This window comes from Methylocystis sp., assembly GCF_021731785.1.
Classification (GTDB): domain Bacteria; phylum Pseudomonadota; class Alphaproteobacteria; order Rhizobiales; family Beijerinckiaceae; genus Methylocystis.
Map to the genome: position 1 here is coordinate 26,034 of NZ_JAKFWS010000031.1, position 19,072 is coordinate 45,105.

The following is a 19,072-nucleotide window of genomic DNA, read 5'->3' on the forward strand; positions in this document are numbered from 1 at the left end:
TGCTACCAATACGACACCGCTAGTCCGGGACCGTTAAATTAGCTGGGGCGCTACGTCGCTCTGAGGAGCGGCGGCGTCGGTTTGAACATCCAATCCAACCGCGATTTGAATATCGGTGGCCGGTAACACAACTGCTCACGCAGATCCCCGTTCATGACTGCGGCGCGCACCTGTAGCATCAGATGAGCGCCGCGCTTCGACCATCGCATCTGCTGCTTCTTGACCATGCGGCGGGCGACCAGCGAATTCACTGCAGACGCTGCGAGCGCCGCGGCAATCCGCCGCCCTGAGCCGAATTCATCCGCGCCTTCGATCGTTATCATTCGCCGCATTGCCGTCTCCCATTGAGCCGGCAACCTTTTGCTCCCGAAGGCCTGCGCAGGGACCCACCCCAGTTAATTTAACGGTCTCCCGCCCCGCGGTCATTTTGAAACCGAAATCGACAACCATAGCCCGTCCGAGATTGGACTACAGTCTGTAGCCATGCGAGCCATCGTGCCTCGCATGGCTAGCCCGCTGGCGCATCGAACGCTTTCGTGTGAATTGCGGCGACTACGACAGCGCGCCATCGACCGGCTGAATGAAGGTAGCCATCCGGCGTAGGCCGCGGGCTTCGCAGTCTCCTGAGTTCAACGCTTTAGAAGCGTCGGATCATCTTTGTAGAGTTTGATCAGCTCGACCAAGGTTTCGATCCCGAAGTCGGTGAATGCCATCACGCCGTCGTCGCCGATCCCATAGACCCATATCAGGCCGTCTTCGGGCTCCATTTCGGCGGCGACGTCGAACAGCCAATCCTCGTTTTCGCCGAGTTCCCTGGCGATGTGGCTGATCGTCTTGACGTGGGAGACTTTGTTGACATGCATGCTCAGGCCGCACGAGCGGAGACAGTCGGATATTGTTTCGCCCAGTTCCACGGCAGCAGCTCATCAAGCCGGTGCGCGGGATGGTCGGCGATGCGAGAGAGGACGTCAGCGAGCCAGGCCTGAGGATCGACGCCATTCATTTTGGCTGTGACGATGAGACTATACATTGCCGCAGCGCGCTGCCCGCCGCGATCGGATCCGCAGAACAGCCACGATTTTCTTCCCAGCGCGATGCCTCTTAGCCCTCGTTCCGCAGCATTGTTGGACAAGCACACGCGTCCGTCTTCGAGGAACAGCGTGAACGCGGTCCAACGCTTGAGCATGTAATTGACAGCCTTGACCAGGTCGTGCCCGCGCGAGAGCCCGGCCGCCTGCTCGCGCAAATAGCCCCACAGACCATCGACCAGCGGCCGGCTCAGCGTGCGGCGGACCGCCAGGCGTTCTTCGGCGCACTTTCCATTGATGGACCGCTCGATCTCGAACAGGGCGTCGATGCGGCGCACGACCTCGATCGCGATCGGAGACAAAGGGATTTCCTTTTTGCCCGCTGCCTTGCGGCGCGCGTTCTCCTCCAGATCAGCCATGGCGAAGAAGGGGCGCCGCGCGTGCACCCAGCACGCCGCCTCCTTGACCGGGCCGGGCTTGCGGTCCGCCAGATAGAGCCTGTTGTAACCGTCATAGGCATCCGCCTGCAGGATGCCGGCATATCCCGCCAGATGCGCCTGCGGATGCTCGCCCCGGCGATCGCGCGAGTAATAGAACATCGCCGCCGGCGGCCCGGCGCCGCCGAACGGATTGTCGTCTCGAACATAAATCCAGCACCGCCCGGTATCGGTCTTGCCTTCGGCCAGAACCGGCACGGTCGGGCGAGTAGGCCGAGGGACTTTCACCCCCGGCCTCTCTCAGGTAGGGTCGGGGACTGGCGCGCCGGCATTGATCAGCTCGCGACCGAACCACGTTTCCAGCCCCCGCCACGTCGAACGCAGCATGCGGTTTTCCCGCACTACGCTCTCCTGTTTGTTTCGCCTCAAGGATTATGGGACCTATCGTGCCGGAGCGACTTTCGAAGCGGGCCTTACAACTCGGTAGCCGTTAAAAAGCTTCAGAGTTTGGTACAACCAACTCCTAGTCCATCGCGTCCAGCCGAAGCCCTGTCGGTTCTTGGCTCTCATCATGTGGCGCCTGATCTTCTTTTCAACCCAGTCCTTTACCATTCCGAAGCACTTGCTGGCGTGCCCCACCGCAAAGTAGTTCACCCAACCGCGCAGCACCGGATTGATCAACTTGACGATCCGATCAACCGGTTGCGATTGGTGGCGGCGGAACACAGCCTTGAGCTTCCGTAGCAGCGCTGTCCGCTTTTTGAGTTTGGGCGTGTAATGAGCACGCCATACACCTCGCAGACTGCGCATGCGGCGGAAGTCGAACCCCAGGAAGCCGAAACTTTCGCCTCGGCATAGATCCACGATTCGACTTTTCTCTTCGTTGATTTCGACCTGCAGTTTGGCGAGCTCTTGCCGCAACCGCTTCTCCACCGCCGCCATCAGCCAGTCATGTCGCGGGTGGGCGTCGACCAAGATCACCAGGTCGTCCGCGAATCTCGCGTATTCGACAGAGGTGTACTTGCCGTAACGCGTGACCTCTTTCGCGCGCTCCAGCATCTTATCAACCTCCGTGAGGTAGATGTTGCTGAGCAGCGGCGAAGCGACCCCGCCTTGCGGAACGCCTTGCTTTCCGTTGGATTTGAGCATGACCTTCAGCAGGTGCATCACGTCGTCATCATCCACCCGCTCGGCCACCTTCGCCAACAACCGATCATGTCGGACATTGTCGAAATAGCTGCGCAGGTCGATATCTATAACGCGTGTTTTCTGCTGAACGATGGCTCGCGCCACACGGTCCACCGCTTCGTGAGCTGTCCGGCGGGGACGGTATCCAAACGACCCCGGCTGGAAGTCTGCCTCGAAGATAGGTTCCAATATGAGTTTGAGCGCACCCTGTACCACCCGGTCGCGGATCGAGGGAATCGAAAGAACGCGGACCTTGCCGCCATCTTTCGGAATTTCCTGTCTCCGAGCCGGTAACGGCACGTAGGAGCGTTCGACCAGTTCGTCCGCTATCTGCGCGAGGAAAGCCTCTACGCCTTGCGCTTCGATGGCCTCGAAGGTCACGCCGTCACTTCCCGGAGCGCCTTCGTTCTCTTTGGCCAGCGCATACGCCTCGCGTAGCGTTTCCAGTTTGCAGATATGGACATACAGTCCCCAGAACTTCCAGGACGTCTCAGCCTTCGCCTTGACGTATATTCTCCGCCGCAGGTCTTGCAAATCGATGGACGCCTTTGTCATCTCGTCCTTGCCTTCCTTATGGTCGGAGACTTCACAAACAGCAGGGCCCCTTTGCTCCGCGGACGTTATTCCGCTTCATCGCTCATACGGACCCATCCGCCACCCTCTCGTCTTCGATCGATTTCCCGGTTGGGCCGGTTATACGATCTACCCTGCTCCGGTGATTTCGCACCGGGACGAGGAGGGCTTCTCCAGTTGCTCGGCATGTCCTTGCCACCGTGCTGTCGCTTCCACCCCGCCGAAGTAAAGGAGCCGCTTCGGTCAGATTTCGGCTCCCCATGCTGCCTTCGCCCTACGGTTGCAGGCTCGACCTTCGGGGTTACTCACTTTCGAGGCCACTTTTGCGTTCACTTTCATTACGGCCCGGTGACTCGTGATCTCCCCAGGGGAGATCTTGTCGATAGGCTTCAGAGTCTTGGTTTCCCGCCACCCTGCTATCCAAACTACGGGGCTTCTGACTCTTACCCCGGCAGGTCTATCTCCTGCTGAACACGCCAGCTTTCGCTGGACACACAACCGGGCGTGAGGCTCTCGCCTCACCCGGCTCCCATCAAGCGAGCCCGCCGCTTGCGCCAAGTTGCCAGTGCACAAACAATCTTGGGTTTTCGCGCGCTATCTTCGCGAGGAAAAGGCGCGCGCGTCCCAACCGATGGTGGAAGCGCTTGAACTTGCGTTTGATCCAGACGGCCAGCGTCTGATCGATATAGCGGACCACCGGATAGAGCGCGGAGCGCGTATATCGCCCGTAGTAAGCGATCCAGCCCCGAGTCATCGGGTTCAGTTCGCGAGCGACGTCGTCCAACGTCACCTCGGTTCGCTTACGCAATTTCAAGTCGCGGATCGTTGATCGCATCGCGTTCAGCGCAGGCTTGCTCACCGCCGGCGTAAACCCGCAGAACAGGTTCTGCGAGCGCGGGCCTTTTACGGATCGCGGCCTGAAGCAATATCCGAGAAAGTCGAACGCGACCGTCTCGTAATCGCCTTTTCGCCGATCGTCCTTGCAATAGACGATCTTGGTCTTCGAGGGATGCAGTTGCAGATGGCACTCCGCCAGTCGAGACGCCAGCGCTTCTTTGACGATCCACGCCTCGTTCTCCGTCCGGCAGTGCACCAACCCGTCATCCGCATATCGACACCATCGCAAGTGCGGAAAGGCACGCGCCATCCAGAGGTCGAACGTGTAATGCATGAAGAGGTTGGCTAGGATCGGGCTCACAACGCCACCTTGCGGTGTGCCGCGTGTTCGCTCGGTCGTCGCACCATCCTCTTGCAACATTGGGGCCGCCAGCCATCTTTCGATGTAGAGCAGCGCCCAAGGACACGTAACGTGTTTCCGGACAGCCCGCAGCAGCAACGCGTGGTCGATGTTGTCGAAGAGACCTTTGATGTCGAACTCCAGAACCCAATCATATTTCCAGCATCGCTCTCGCGTGACCCCAATAGCGTCGAGCGCGGATTTTCCGGGTCGATAGCCGTAGGAATCTGCCAGAAAGATTTCATCCAGAGCCGGTTCAATCATCTCTTTGACGACAGTCTGCGCCACGCGATCAGCCACGGTGGGCACTCCAAGGACCCGTTGGCCTCCACTCTTCTTCGGAATGGAGACGGCGCGCACCGGCGGCGGGAAATAGGCGCCCGAGCTCATTCGATTCCAGATCTTGTAGAGATTGCCCTTCAAGTCCGCTTCGAACTGCTCGATCGTCACTCCGTCGACGCCTGCTGCACCGTCCTTGGATCGCACTTGCAGATATGCTTCGTACACTTGTCTCTTGTCGATCTTGAACGGCTTGCTTGGCGGGTTCATCAACGTCCTCCTGTCGCCAGTTGCGTTAATGGTCCGCCGGCCTGATCCAACCCCTTCGCTCCGGCTCCATTACGAGCCCTCATCGCTACTACGAGTTGGTCCGTCCCAGTGCTCCGCTTCGGTACTCTCGCCTCACGGTCTTCTCCGCTTGGGCTTCTCCCTTTACATCGGAGCGACTGGTTCCTGCAGTTCCGCGGCGACGCCCGCATCCGATTCACGCCCCCTCAACGCCGGTCGTCGCTCGCCCGGTCATCAGGCATCTGGCGAGCTGATCCCAGAGGGACGACACACCCCTGGTTTTGACGACGCTTTCCACGTAACGACGCTTCATCGGTGGGTTCATTTTCATTCGTCTCTCGGACGCTTACCTGCTCGAGGTGTTCCTCGAACTTTGTCTCCAACGCTCACGACCGCGCCTCTTGAACGCAGCCGCTTGGAGTGGTTTGAGACCTGCTCCTGAAAGCCGATCCCGAGGGGCCAACCCTCATCGTCGCCGCAGCTTGTGCGCACAGAAATCTCAGACCATTGCGATCATCCTTCCTGTGCGCCTCTGCAGCACACTATCGTCGCCATGCAGGCGTTCGGCCGCCATGACGTGAGTTTCTAGAAGGCGAAGGAGCGGATCGAGCGCCGTGCAGACCGAGCCCACCGCGTCGGCCATGGTCGACAGCGCGATCGGCACGCCTTCCAGCGCGTAGCGCTCGGCCTGACGGTTCAAAGGCTGGTGCTGACCGAACTTCTCGAACACAATCATCGCTAGGAGGCTCGCCCCCGCCCATCCTCGCGCGATAACATGGAACGGCGCTGGCGATTGGCTGATCTTCTCGCAATCCCGGCAGGTGAACTTCTCCCGAACCGTTTCGATCACCTTCCACTGACGGAGCGTCGTTTCCAATGTGCGCGTCACATCCTCGCCAAGCTTACGCAGGCGAGCGCTCCCGCAGCATTCGCATGCCGTCGGCGGGTCGATCACCACGCGCTCACGAGGAAGGTGGTCGGGGAACGTATTGCGTTCGGGACGTTTGCGCGTAAATCCGGCGACCGTCGTCGTCATGGCGACAGCCTTTTCGGCCGCGATCTCGTCTTCCGTCGCGCCGGTTTCCAGCTCTTCGAAGGTGAGCGCTAGTTGATCGATCAGCCGCGCCGAGCGCTCCGACCGCTGCCCGTAGACCTGACGCTCGAGTTTCGCGATCCGAAGCTTCTGCTGTGCGATCAGAGCCATATCTTCCGACGCTTTCGCGCGGGCGACCGCCAGTTCCGCGGCAACTTCCAGGCCATTGGTCTGCGCAACGGCCAGCGCCGCTTTCAGGGCGGCGTTTTCTTGGGCGAGAGCGGCGCGAGCGGCATCCATGCGACGAAGTGAATCATAACTTGCGTGATTTGAGGCGCCCAAAAATGCACGCAACCGCAATTTTTTCGACCCGATCCGCGCACGCTACCCGGCGCTCTTAGGCCGCCATGTCAGTTGCGGATTTCGCCAATCGATTCCTTCGAGCATGTACGCCATCTGCGCCGCCGAGATCGATACCGCGCCGTCTGACGCCGACGGCCATATGAACTTTCCGCGATCCAGTCGTTTGGCGTAAAGCGATAGCCCGATGCCGTCGTGCCAGAGGATCTTGGCGAGATCGCCGCGGCGGCCTCGGAAAATATAAAGATCGCCGGCATGCGGATCGCGCTTCAGACATTCCTGGACCTGCAGCGCCAGACCCTGCATGCCGCGCCGCATGTCCGTATGACCAGTCGCAATCCACACCCTGACGCCGCTCGGAATCGGAATCATCGCCGCGACAGCGCCTTCAATACGCGCGACAACGCCGCCGTCTCGACATCAGCCCAGACGAGGATCCGGTCGCCCTCCGAAAGAACGATTTCCATCTGGCCGCGCGATCCCGAAGTGGAACCTTCTGCGGTGGTGTCCGACGCGATCGTCACCGGCAGTATTGGCGTGAGATTCTTCGGCGCGGCAGGGTCGACGTCGAACTCTCGGCGCCAGGTGAAAAGCTGATTGGCGTTGAGTTCGTGCCGCCGCGCCACCTCGGCAATCGACGCGCCTTCTTCGAGGCTCTCATCGACGATCCGGCGCTTCTCGTCCCGGTTCCAGGACCGACGTTTGCGCCTGATCGGCGCCAACTCGCCGTCTTTGCCCACCGATATCAACGATAGTGTCCATTTGTCTTAAGTGGACACGATCATCGAGCCACTCTTCAGACAGCTATCTCCAATATCGAGTTCAAAACCAGGCGGCCGCCGGCGAAGGGATACGAATGAAGTGGGGCAGGCGATTTTCTATGAGATGTTTGGCGATCCAATATCTAATCCCCATGGTTACAAGACTGAAGAGCTTGGCTCTGTTTCTGACGTAAGGGACGGGACCCATGATTCCCCCAAATACGTCGAGGAGGCGTATCCACTTCTGACCTCGAAAAACTTCACTTCTGGAAAGATAGTACTCCAAGGTGCAAATCAAATATCCAAGCGAGATTATGCCAACATCAACAAGAGGTCGAAGGTCGACATAGGCGATATTGTTATGCCAATGATTGGCGCGTCGCCATCTAACGTCATCTTGTTGGACAGCGCCGTCACGCCGTTGTGGAAGAAGAAGAAATCGCTCCGCTTGTCGCCCAAGATTGTGCTACGAATGCCCTTGTTGACAACATTGCTTGTGCCAAGGCTTTGGCGCACGTTCTTTTGGAACAGCGTGCCATCCTTGATGCCCGGCAGCTTCACGCACTCCTTCAAAGGTAGTGCGGCAATTAGCACGGGCGTTCCCGCGACTTCGTGGTACATGTGCTTCACGCCCGCCAGCGGAAGTTTGTAGTTGATGCTGGGGTTGTCCGCTTCGATCGCGTAGTCGTAGCGCCGCCTCAGTTCGTCCGCGTCGATGACATGAATGGTGGCGTCGAACGCTTCATTTTCATTCAGCTTCGCTAATTCCTCTTGAAACGTCTGAAGATCATGCTGCGCCGCTTCGCTCAGCGTGCCTATCGTAATCAGTTCGAACGACACTTCGTAGTCTTCTTCCAGAGCGGCCGCCAATTCTGGAAGCTTGCGGGCAAGTTTCTGGTTTGCGACGTTCTGGAGCCGGGCGAGATCTTTGATTTGCACCCATGACGAGAAGACTTCGCGCAAGGGTTCTGCATCGAGCGTGCCGCTCTGAATGAACTTGCCTTGCACGATGCTAACCAAGGACTTGTCGTCGTCCACGATAAGCGCATCAATCTGCTTGTCGTCGGCACCGTCGGTAATGTCGTCGCGGGGTTCGTTCATGTCACGGAACAGGATGTTCCGAAGGTACCAAGCGACAAAGCGCTGCCCGTCATTGGGGAATCTTTGCTGAAAGTAGTCGGTCGCGATCTGCTTTTGAATAGGGTCATACATGGCAAGGCCCCATAGCGGAGGTGGTTGGAACTTGGTTGGCTTAGTCCCCGGGTTGCTGAACCCAAATGATTCCAGCTGGAGCGCACGCAGGTCATCGATCTCGACGCAAATTATGTCGCTGGCGGCGCTGGATTCTGCGCCCGCTTTGCAGCGTCGAATAGCCGTTCTTGCAGCCACGTCTTGAAAGCCTTGTCCGTATTGTAGAGCGCATAGAGGTCGGTGTGATCGGCCAGGCTGCCCAGCAATTCGTCATCGACCGCCCGGTCGTGTTCGATCCGTGCGTTCTGACTGTCGCTGTTCCGCAGCGCGTTCTGCACCCGGCCGTTTGCGCCAATCTTCTCCGGCAACTCCTCGAACAGGAACCGGGTGACACGATCCTGGTCGCGAAATTCCGTGGCGCCGAAGCGTTCATTGAAGTCACGGATCACACTGCTGAGTTGGTCGACATCCGGCTCCGGACGGCCTCCCGCCGCGCCCGTGGGAACCGGCTCGATCTCCGCATCGGCGTCCGCCAAGGCAATCTCCATGGCCGCCTCGACCTCCACGCGGTAGCTGTCCATGTCGATGGTTTCGAGCACGTCGACGGGCGTTTCGTCGCTCGTGGGACTGGGCAACTTCGGGATCAGCAAGGTGAGGAAAGTCGACAACTTCTCCCACTCCGGCACCGCATATCGCAGAATCGCGCCGAGGAACGCATAGGTGCGAACGAACGCCTTGGCCGCACCCTTGAACGCAATCTGATCGTCTTCCGGGAGTTGTTCGTACTGCGCCGAACATGCATCCAGGATGGGGTCGATCTGGTCGCGCGGCGCCACTTGCAGGAACAGCGAGACGACGCTCTCGACGTCGCTCCCAGCGTAAACACCCGCCGCGTCGAGCGCACGTTTGAGGTCGTGGAGCTTGTTGGGATCGGTCTCGCCGGACAGGATTGTCGTGCGGTAAAAGTCGGAAAACGCAGCTTCGATGACAGCCGGGTCGTTGCGGAAATCCAGCACGATTGGCTCGGTTTTCCCCGGCCGGGCGCGGTTGAGACGTGACAAAGCCTGCACCGCCTTAACGCCGGCAAGCGTCTTGTCGAGGTACATTGCGAACAGTTTGGGCTGATCAAACCCGGTCAGATATTTGTCCGCGACGACGAGGAAACGGTAAGGGTCAGCGTCGAACTTATCCTCCAGTTCGCTGCTCGGAAATCCGTTGAACGACGCCTCCGTGCGCTGCTCGCCCGCGTCGTCGACGGTACCCGAAAACGCGATGATCGCCTTGTAGGGCGAGCCTCGCTTGACGAGGGCTGCGTTGATCGCGCGCCAATAGTCGATCGCCCGCTCGATGCCGTCGGCAGCCATGATCGCGCGTGCTTCGCCGCCGACCTTGCGCCGGGCAATCACCTGATCGAGGAAATGATCGACCACGATTCCAGCCTTGGTGGCGATCGCGTGGTCATGCCCTTCGACATAGTGGCGCAGGGTTTTCAACGTGCGGGACACATCGACTTCTGGGTCATCAGCCGCCGTCTTCGCGAGCCGATAGTAACTGGAAACCGGCGTGTAGTGCGCCAGCACGTCGAGGATGAAACCCTCCTCGATTGCCTGCTTCATGGAATAGAGGTGGAACGGCCGGTGCTTCACCACGCCGTCTTCCTCATAGCGCTCGCCAAACAACTCCAGGGTCTTGTTTTTCGGTGTCGCGGTGAAGGCGAAGTAGCTGGCGTTGTCCAGCATTCGGCGGCCCTCGATGATGGCGAGGATGCGATCCTCGGTCGTCATCTCGTCGTCCGCCACGCTGCCGCCGAGCGCCGTGTTCAGCGCCCCGGCCGCACGACCGCCCTGGCTGGAATGCGCCTCGTCGATCACGATGGCAAAGCGGCGACCGCGATGCGTGCTGCCGATATCGTCCAGGATGAAGGGAAACTTCTGAACGGTCGTGACGACGATTTTCTTGCCGCTTTCGATGAAGGTGCGCAGGTCGCCGGAACGCTCGGCATGGCCCATGAGGCGCGCGGTCTGGGCGAACCCGCCGATCGTGTCCTTCAGGTTTTTGTCGAGTACATGGCGGTCCGTCACCACGATGACGGTATCGAAAGCCGACGCGCCCGCGCGCTCCAGTCCGACGAGCTTGTGCACCGTCCAAGCGATAGAATTGGATTTACCCGAGCCGGCGGAATGCTGGATCAGATATCGCTTGCCCGCACCCCGCTCGGCGGCGTTGGCGCAGAGCGACCGCACGACGTCGAGTTGATGGTAACGGGGAAAGATCGGCTTGCGCGCAGTGATCCGGCCGCGTGCGTCGCGTTCCTCGATTATGCCGGCGAAATTCTCGATGATGTCAGCCAAGCTGCGTTTCGCAAGCACCTGTCGCCACAGATAGTCGGTCTTGATGCCGCCGGGATTGGGAGGGTTACCCGCGCCGTCGTTCCAGCCGCGATTAAACGGCAGGAACCAGCTTTTCTGGCCCGCAAGCTGACTGCACATCCGCACCTCACGGTCATCGACCGCGAAATGGACGGCGCAGCGACCGGAGCGAAAAATTAGTTCTCGTGGGTCGCGGTCGGTCTTGTATTGCTCCTCGGCATGGGCCGCCGTCTGACCGGTCAGGCTGTTCTTCAGCTCGAAAGTGGCGAGAGGCACGCCATTGATGAACAGGCCGAGGTCGAGCGCGCGTCGGGCGGTATCGAGCGAATAGCCGAGTTGCCGGGTGACGGAGAAGCGATTGGCGGCGAAGCGAGTCGCCGCCGCCGTGTTGCCCGGTGACGGGAGAGGAAAATACAGCTTCACCTCATGCGGGCCGTGACGGACACCGGAGCGCAACACGTCGATCACGCCGCGCGAAGTGATCTCGTCGCGCACCCGGGCCAGGAAGGCGCGGCGCACCGGCGTGTCGGTGTCGATCGACAACGTGCCGACTAGGTCGGGTTGAGTCGCGTGCAGGAACGATGCAAACTGGACGAGGTCGAGCGAGTGAACCCGGTCATAGTCTTCTCGGTGGCCCTCGATATAGTCATCAGGACCGGCGACGGGCGCGGCCTCCTCGGAGTGGCCCGGCGTTGGGAGCACGCGCGCAGGCGTTGTGCCGGTTAGTGCCGCGACGATGAATGTTTCCAGCCCGCCTTCGCTGATGTCAGTCGACCTGCTCAAGCGCGTCCTCCATATCGTCGTCGTCGGACGGCACATCGGCCAGCAGGTCTGAGCCCTGGACAGCGCCGACTTCCGCCATTCGCACGTCGAGTTGGCCCGTAACGACAGCGGCAATCATCGCGTCACGATACTCGACGATCAGGTCGATCTCAGCCGCAGTTCGCTCCTTGGCGGTCTGCAAATGGCGAGTCTCAGTATTTACTTCTCGTATTATAGAATTCTGCTGCTCGACACTGGGTAAATTGATTTGCATGGCACCAAGACGGGACGTCGATATTTCCTGAAATGTTGTGCCGGTCGAAAGAACTCTCATCAGCGGCACAAGCCTTCTGACCGTAAGAGCCAGAAACTCACTTGATATCTTTTCCGAGTTGGGCACTAGCGCCTTGCACCCCTGATTGGTCGCAAGCGGAACATCGGCAATAGCTATGTTTCCTACCGGTGCGCGCGAAGTTAGGATGACGGAACCCGCAGGTACGACAGTAGCGGCGCAGCTTCGCAATCCGGCTGCCGTTAGCGATCTACGCGATGAGGACAGGCGATCCGCTGCGCTAATATCCGGCGGCGTGATCCATACGATTTCGCCGTTCCAAAACTCCGGATTTGGCGACGGAGTAGACCCACCGACGATCGCGTTGAGCGCCCTCTTGAGCATCATCTCAACCGCAACTTCGGTTCCATGGTGAACAAGAATGCCCTCGATTATCTGGTCGCGCTGTTCGTCGATAATGGTAATCGTTCGCCTCTTAGCGGCGACGAGACGTTGAACCAGCGTTGCATAGGTATCGAGGAACTCGGCAATTCGGCGCTGCTCGTCATGCGGGGGCGCAGGCGACAGAATCGGCTTGAAATACTGCCAGTAGAGACGATTGCGATCGGGCACGATCCCACGCGACGCAAAATCGACTTCGCGCATATAGGCGCTAGTCCGAAAGAGGTAGGTGTAGAACCTCGAAACGACGCCCGGTAGCGGCTGGGCGACGACATAGGCCGGGCTGATAAGGCCGTCACATGGCGCGACGCCGACCGCGCCCTGCCACATACGCATGATGTTGTAGGCGATATCGTTTTGGGCTGCCCGCTTATACTTGGCGCGGTCGGACATTTGCTGCTTGCGTCCGCCCTCCATGTCGCGGACCCGAACACCCGTCCGCAACGACACCTCAAGGATCGGCAGCTCAGGAAAACCCGTCTCGTTTCTTTCCGCGAAGAGCCGGCCATTGCGTACGACGTCCCAATGGGCCGGGACGCGACCAAGCCAATCGACGCCACTGTCGCGGTATTCAGGATAGGGTTTCAGCTTGGCGTTCACGTGTCGGCCTCGACCAGCACAGCGTCAAGCAGGGCCTGCGTCTGACGCTCTAAGGCGTCGATCTCGGCTTTGATCTCGGCCAGCGGGCGAGGCGGTTTCGGCTTATAAAAATGGCGCGCAAATGAGATTTCGTAGCCGATCTTGGTGGCAGCGCGATCGATCCACGCATCAGTCAAGTGTGGCGCAACCTCGCGCTCAAAGAATGCGTCAATGCCGCCGGGTTCAGTAAACGCGATGATCTCGGTATCCGACAGCTGTTTATCCGCCTCATAGGTGACGACCGCAGGCTTGCCCTTTGGCGTGACCAAATAAAAGCCGCCCAGAGGATTCGCGGGTTTGGCGGACGGCTTGTACGTCGCCTTCACGATTGGCTTGGCGCCGGGCGACCGCCAACTCATGGCGCGGGCGATCAGCCGCGTTTCCGCTGGAGTTACGTCAAGCTTGGCGGCCTTGACCGCATCCTGCACCTTGGCCTCGAATGCCGCATAGTCGTCATACTCTTTTTCCCCGACTGCCTTCATCAAGGCCTTGGCCGCGCGGTGCAGTCGTCTGTCCCGTGACCATGTCGCCGGATTGAGCAGCTTCTTGACGGTTTTCTTCGGCAGGCGTGGGGTCTCTTCAGCCGTCTCGCCCGCGTCCTCCTCGCCTTCGTCGGCCTCCTCGGCCTCCGGCTCAGGGGGATCGAGATGCATTTTCAGGCGATCGGCGACAGACACGAAATTGTCGAACAAAGAATCGCCGAACTCGACGTGCAGCGCCTCACGCAACGCCTTATGTCCGCTTTGGAACCGCAGCGCCTCCACCCCCTCGCTGGTAAATTGGGACGCGAGCCGTAACGGGCGCTCGACGACAATCTTCCAGTAACCGAAGGATTCGTTAGGCAGCACGACCGATATATCGCTCACCTCCATTGACGCATAGGCGGCGAGCACAGTCTCTATATGTGCGGCGTTCATCTCGCAGTTGCGCTTGCCCAGGTTCCGGCGCAGCGGTTGGAACAGTTTGGTTGCATCGATCAACTGGACCTTGCCCTCGCGGGCCTTGGCCTTACGGTTGCTCAGCACCCAGACATAGGTCGCAATGCCAGTGTTGTAGAAAATGCTGAGGGGCAAGGCGACGATCGCCTCCAGCCAATCGTTTTCGATAATCCAGCGGCGGACATTGCTCTCGCCCGAACCTGCTTCGCCGGTGAACAATGCCGATCCGTTATGGACGTCGGCAATGCGCGAGCCGAGCGGGGTATCCTTCATCTTGGACAGCTTGTTGACCAGGAACAGCAATTGGCCATCCGAGACGCGCGGCAATAGCCGCAGCCGATCGTCGTTGCTGGGCAGCCCATCATGCTCGACGACGAAGCGCGGATCGTTTGCGGCGGACTTGCCGCCCATTTCCGCTAGGTCGATCTTCCAGGTTGTCCCGAATGGCGGATTGGCCATCATGAAGTCGAATTTCAGCCCGTTCCGGCCGTGGGCGTCGGCCGACAATGTCGAGCCGAAGGCGATGTTGCGGGCTTCCTCGCCCTCGCCCTTGAGCAGCAGGTCGGCTTTACAGATTGCGTAAGTCTCGGGGTTGAGTTCCTGGCCATAGAGGTGAATTTCGATCTTTTTTCCCTCCTTGCAAGCAAGCTCGCGCAGTTTGGCTTCTCCGACGGTCAACATGCCGCCGGTGCCGCAGGCGTCGTCATAGAGAAGGTAGGTGCCGTCGCCGATGCGGTCTTTTATCGGACGAAAGACCAGGTCGGCCATCATCTCCACGATATCGCGCGGCGTGAACTGTTCACCGGCCCCTTGGTTGTAATCTTCGTTGAATCGGCGAAGCAGCTCCTCGAAGATCGTGCCCATGGTATGGTTGTCGAGACCAGGCAGGCGCAAACGCCCCTGGTCATCACGAACCGGAGTCGGCCCGAGATTAATCCGCTCGTCGCAGAACTTCTCGATCAGCGCATGAAGTCGGTTGTGCTCGGTGAGCCTGCCCAGTTCCTCGCGAAACTTGAAGCGCGCAATGACTTCCCGGACGTTTTCGGAAAACCCGTCAAGGTAAGCCTCGAAGTCCGCCTTCTGAGTCTCGGGGTTAGGCCGGGCAAGAAGCTGCCGGAGGGTGAAAGGCGAGCGGTTGTGAAAAGCCTGACCGGCCGCACGGTCTAGCGCCGGCCCTTGGGCGGCCTCCGGGATGCCCGCCGCGTCCAGTTCCGCTTTCCGCGCCAGGACGGCGGCGCGGGTGGGTTCAAGCACCGCATCGAGCCGCCGGATGACCGTCATCGGCAGGATGATGTCGCGGTATTTCGTGCGGTCGTAGACATGGTGGAGCACGTCATCGGCGATGCTCCAGATGAAGCCGTTGATGTTCATGCTGGTACCCGACGCGCGAAGGCCACTACGTTGGCAGGACGAATATCCTCCGGCAGTTCGCCGGCGCTTTCGTTCGACAGGCGTTCCAGGGGCCTGACAACGGTCTCCTCCCATAGTGCGGCCATTACGCCCTCAAGCTTTTGATTCAGCCCGATCTGTGTCTCGAACCAGTCGCGGATGATTCGCTCTACGCGGCTCTTGAAGCCCGGCCCGGCGCCCCACTGCGCCGCACATTGCGACCACAGCCCAACATCTGCTTCCAATGGGCCACGATAAACCTCAACGGCCGCCGTGCGTGCCGCCTCGGCGAAGGCCCGCCGCCAGCCTTCAGCGCTCACCTCGACCTGCTGGATGGTCTTTTGCGCCAGCATGAGGTCATTGTCCTGCTTAAGCGTATCGAGCACACCCTGGAGCTTTTCGAACCAGGTTTTGGAACGAAGAAGTGCGTCCTTAGCTCCGCCGGCCCCGACCTGATGGCTGACACTGAAGTTGTAGTATTCGCCGTTTCGACGGGTCATCGCCCAGATGGTCGATGCATACCGGATCGCGCGCATGGCCTCGATCAATTCCGCCGACGGCTGCCGGACACGGGGGGGTAAAGGAGCGTGGGCCCCTAGAAAGTTACTGAGTTGATCGGCGACCGCCAGCACCGCAGACGTGAAAGCCTGAGTCTCATGGTGACGGATCACTTCGTCGGCGGCCGCGCACTCGTCGAGAAGCCGCTCCTCACAGGATTTGCGAAGCCGAACAATTTGATCAATCAGCTGGCCTCGGACCTTGGCCGCGTCATCCCTTTTCGCGTTAAAGAAAAGGATGGGCACGCCTTTCAGCGCCCCGTCGCCGCTAGCCAACGTGCGGAGAATCTGGTCGCGCTTCAGATTGTAGCCATCCTCGTCGTCGATCGGCGGCTCCCCGCTGTCATCCTTGACGGCCATTGCTTCGTCATCGCGCGGCAATGCCAGCACCGACACCTTGCCAGCGTCCACCCGCACCCCGTGGGCATTGCGAAGGTGATCGAGAAGAAGCTGCACTGACGTGCTTGGCGCCTGGTTGAATGTCGAACACAGGACAACGTGAGTTCTACTATCTTTTAACCGTGCATCGAGGTCGGCGCGCACAGCAACTTCATCAAGGCCCTTGGTGTCAACCGCGGATACCGCCAGTCCGGGCATTTCAGCGCCGAAGCCAGGGATAAGGAGGTCGATCGAAGCCGGTAACGGCACGTCTTCGATGCGACCGTTGTTGATGTCGCGGAACAGCTTGCGCAATTGCTGCATGGCCGTCTTGGCGCCCCCGTCTTCGATCCAGATTTCGCGCCGCGTCCGGACTTCGAGCTTCATTCGCTCGATGACGCGCGCACGAAATTCTTCCTCGGTAGCGCACCGGCTCGCCAGTTCGGCATTTTGATCGTGAGAATTAGTCTTTCCGTTGGAGTCGCGTTCACGCTTCACCGTAAGGCCGGACATGTTTCGAAGTGCGCGCTGCACTTCCTCGCTGACGTTGACGCTGTCGTTCTTTTGACCGTCTTCCCGTGATCGGCGCAGCCATGTGGCGGCGCAGAAATCGCCGACTAGGTTGCGCATCTCTTCGTCTGACTGGGCTTGGAGCACAATGCCGAACCCAGGGCCGCGCCGGATATTGACTTCACAGAGAGTCGTGTGTCCGCCGCCGGTCTCCAGAACGACCCGCTCCCGAAGATCGCCCGCAGGTAACGTCGGATCGAGCAAGCCATACAGAAAGCTGATCGCCGTCGATTTCCCGACACCCACTTCGCCGATGAATGCGATTTGATGAGTGTTCTTTCCCAGATACACCGCAGTCGCCTCGATAGCCGCCCGCTGACGTTCCAACTGGCGTTTTAGGGGCCAGGGACGCTCCTCTTCCTCCAGAAAGGCCGCTATTTGCCGAAGACCCTCCTCGGCCAGCTCCAGGACATTGCGCTGCGGATTGGAAAAGTCAGGCCGCTCGACATATTGCCAATCTCTGGCCAAATACGATCCGTAGTCCGAAGCGCCCTTTGACCCCAGATCCTTCAGTGCGGCCAAAATCTTGCCGAGCTCGCTTTGCGTTCCGGGCTCGCCTTTCTCGATGCGGGATACCCGGCTTTGATCAACACCTGATTTAGATGCGAGCTGACTCTGTGTTGCGCTTATTTCAGCGCGAAATTGCGCTATGTCCTGGCCGATGCCGATCGGCGCCGCCGCGATTGATTCCATGGTCCTGCTCCTGCCGACAGCCGGGCCGCTGCTGCCCTGCGGATTCTATGTAAACGGTGGTTAGCATATATGCAACAAAATATTTTCATATTTGGTGCCGAGTCGGCCCGGGGAATTTCACCCCGAGCCGCTCACAGATCCGGACTGGACACTCTCGCGTCATCCGGCTCGTGCCACCAAGCGAAGGCTGCCGCCTTCCGTCGAGAATTGGAGCTCCTCCTGTCGCCAGTTGACTCACTCCCAACGTTGGTGACCTCTGCCTTTGCTCCGCGGGCATTACCCCGTTTCATCGCTACTACGAAGCAGTCCGCCCCTCCCCGACGCATCGGTACTTTCGGCCTCGCGGGGTCTCCGCTTGTGCCTTTTCCCTTGGCATCGTCGGTCAGGTTCTCAAGTTCCGTACGACAGCCCGTATGAGAGTCACGCCTCCTAAACACCGGACACCACATGGTCAGTAAGCAGGCATCTTCCATGCTGATCCCGGAGCACTGGTGAAGCCCCGGTTTTGGTGTCGTCTAAGGTCTTTCGATGCTTCATCAGAGGTTCACTTGCGTTCGTCTCTCCCATCCACACATGACGCGGTCTTTGCCGCGCCTTTTGACCATGACGTTCACGACCGCGGCTTTTGACCGAAGCAGCTCATGGTAGTTCGGAGCCTCCTCCTGCAAGGCGGCTCCGAAGGGTCTTCCTTCATCTCTCGTACAGCATGGCGCTTTCGCGCCTTCTTGACACAACACCAGCGCGGCCCTTGTTGCATGGAGCATTTGCAAGGCGTGTTTGAACGTTGAGGCGGCTTCGCTCATGCCCGTCGAACGAATTTTGCGCGCCCGAGTTCGTTCATCCGGTTGAGAGATTTGATGGCAATCGCAACTTCTGTCGCGCGGCGGTCGTCGTGGCGTGATTTTAAAGCCCGATAGCGGGAGAAGCCCCAGACAATGAGGGCGAAACCGACGAGGGCCACCAGCGAATAGACGCCCTTGAATGGTCCCAAACCGAACTGTTCAATCAGCCCTATCCCTCGACCTCGTCGTGGATCAGATAGAACATGCCGGAAATGATTCGGAGGCAAGACGATGCCAGCAATAGACCTCGAACGAACGAACGAGCCTCAATTCGCGATTTTGATTTGGGAAGATGGAAGGCACGTCGGATCGCACTCAGCAAGTGACGGGCTTAGCGCTCGTCGCTGCTTCGCCGAGGTTGTAGCTCGCTCCAAGGCGTCGCCACTCGCGCGCCGTGTAGAGCTTTACGACGGTCCAGACTTGATCGATTCGTGGCCGGGGGAGGAGGGGTAGGGCGTCACTGGCGTCCTGATCTCCTCGGCGATCTGCGTTGCGGAGGGGATCCCCATTAGATTTTCGGTCACATCGAGATATGCCTCGTCGAGCGACAGCGGCTCGATGATCGGCGTGTGCTCGGCGAAGATCTCTCGGATATCGAGCGACGCCTGCTTGTAGACATCGAAACGCGGCTTCACGAAGATCAGATCGGGACATTTGCGCTTGGCGGTCACCGACGGCATTGCGGAATGCACGCCGAATTTCCGCGCCTCATAGCTCGCAGCCGCCGCGCTCGCGCGATCCGCCGACGGCGACGGGCTTTCCACGCAGCTCAGGATTATCTCGTTGCTCGACGGACGCAAAGAACGCATCCATGTCGATATGGATGA

General features: G+C 59.6%; 11 protein-coding genes and 4 pseudogenes. All 15 read right to left on the bottom strand.

Features of this window, described 5'->3' with window-relative positions; all coding sequences use genetic code 11:
* Positions 1–50 precede the first annotated feature (50 nt).
* Positions 51–290, bottom strand: a pseudogene (locus tag QZ964_RS06080) (hypothetical protein); the annotation flags it as partial.
* Positions 291–629: 339 nt separating this feature from the next.
* Positions 630–863: a hypothetical protein gene (locus QZ964_RS06085; RefSeq protein ID WP_292529942.1), complete on the bottom strand. Its 234-nt coding sequence runs from the start codon at positions 861–863 to the stop codon at positions 630–632.
* Between the two features lie 2 nt (positions 864–865).
* Positions 866–1,726, bottom strand: a pseudogene (locus QZ964_RS06090) (IS66 family transposase); the annotation flags it as partial.
* A 180-nt stretch (positions 1,727–1,906) separates the two neighbouring features.
* Complete coding sequence (gene ltrA / locus QZ964_RS06095) at positions 1,907–3,208, bottom strand: group II intron reverse transcriptase/maturase (protein WP_292529944.1); 1,302 nt, start codon at positions 3,206–3,208, stop codon at positions 1,907–1,909.
* Between the two features lie 550 nt (positions 3,209–3,758).
* Positions 3,759–5,012: a group II intron reverse transcriptase/maturase gene (gene ltrA / locus QZ964_RS06100; RefSeq protein WP_292529945.1), complete on the bottom strand. Its 1,254-nt coding sequence runs from the start codon at positions 5,010–5,012 to the stop codon at positions 3,759–3,761.
* A gap of 559 nt (positions 5,013–5,571) precedes the next feature.
* A pseudogene (locus tag QZ964_RS06105) lies at positions 5,572–6,363 on the bottom strand (transposase); the annotation flags it as partial.
* A gap of 84 nt (positions 6,364–6,447) precedes the next feature.
* Positions 6,448–6,795, bottom strand: a complete 348-nt coding sequence (tnpB, locus tag QZ964_RS06110; RefSeq protein ID WP_292529947.1) for an IS66 family insertion sequence element accessory protein TnpB — start codon at positions 6,793–6,795, stop codon at positions 6,448–6,450.
* Positions 6,792–7,163, bottom strand: coding sequence for a transposase (locus tag QZ964_RS06115; RefSeq protein WP_292530158.1), 372 nt, complete (start codon positions 7,161–7,163; stop codon positions 6,792–6,794). The genes tnpB and QZ964_RS06115 overlap by 4 nt, the downstream gene beginning before the upstream one ends.
* A gap of 333 nt (positions 7,164–7,496) precedes the next feature.
* Positions 7,497–8,573, bottom strand: coding sequence for an AIPR family protein (locus QZ964_RS06120; RefSeq protein ID WP_292529949.1), 1,077 nt, complete (start codon positions 8,571–8,573; stop codon positions 7,497–7,499).
* The gene (locus tag QZ964_RS06125; protein WP_292529951.1) at positions 8,507–11,527 is read right to left on the bottom strand and encodes a type I restriction endonuclease subunit R; all 3,021 of its coding nucleotides are present in this window, start codon (positions 11,525–11,527) and stop codon (positions 8,507–8,509) included. Before QZ964_RS06125 ends, QZ964_RS06120 begins: the two co-directional genes overlap by 67 nt.
* Positions 11,511–12,839: a restriction endonuclease subunit S gene (locus tag QZ964_RS06130; RefSeq protein WP_292529953.1), complete on the bottom strand. Its 1,329-nt coding sequence runs from the start codon at positions 12,837–12,839 to the stop codon at positions 11,511–11,513. Before QZ964_RS06130 ends, QZ964_RS06125 begins: the two co-directional genes overlap by 17 nt.
* Complete coding sequence (locus QZ964_RS06135) at positions 12,836–15,187, bottom strand: class I SAM-dependent DNA methyltransferase (protein ID WP_292529955.1); 2,352 nt, start codon at positions 15,185–15,187, stop codon at positions 12,836–12,838. Before QZ964_RS06135 ends, QZ964_RS06130 begins: the two co-directional genes overlap by 4 nt.
* Positions 15,184–17,403, bottom strand: a complete 2,220-nt coding sequence (locus QZ964_RS06140) for a helix-turn-helix domain-containing protein (RefSeq protein WP_292529958.1) — start codon at positions 17,401–17,403, stop codon at positions 15,184–15,186. The genes QZ964_RS06135 and QZ964_RS06140 overlap by 4 nt, the downstream gene beginning before the upstream one ends.
* A gap of 799 nt (positions 17,404–18,202) precedes the next feature.
* On the bottom strand, positions 18,203–18,472 hold the full coding sequence (locus QZ964_RS06145) for an NnrU family protein (protein WP_292529960.1): 270 nt from the start codon (positions 18,470–18,472) through the stop codon (positions 18,203–18,205).
* Between the two features lie 240 nt (positions 18,473–18,712).
* Positions 18,713–19,058, bottom strand: a pseudogene (locus QZ964_RS06150) (DNA polymerase IV); the annotation flags it as partial.
* Positions 19,059–19,072 lie beyond the last annotated feature (14 nt).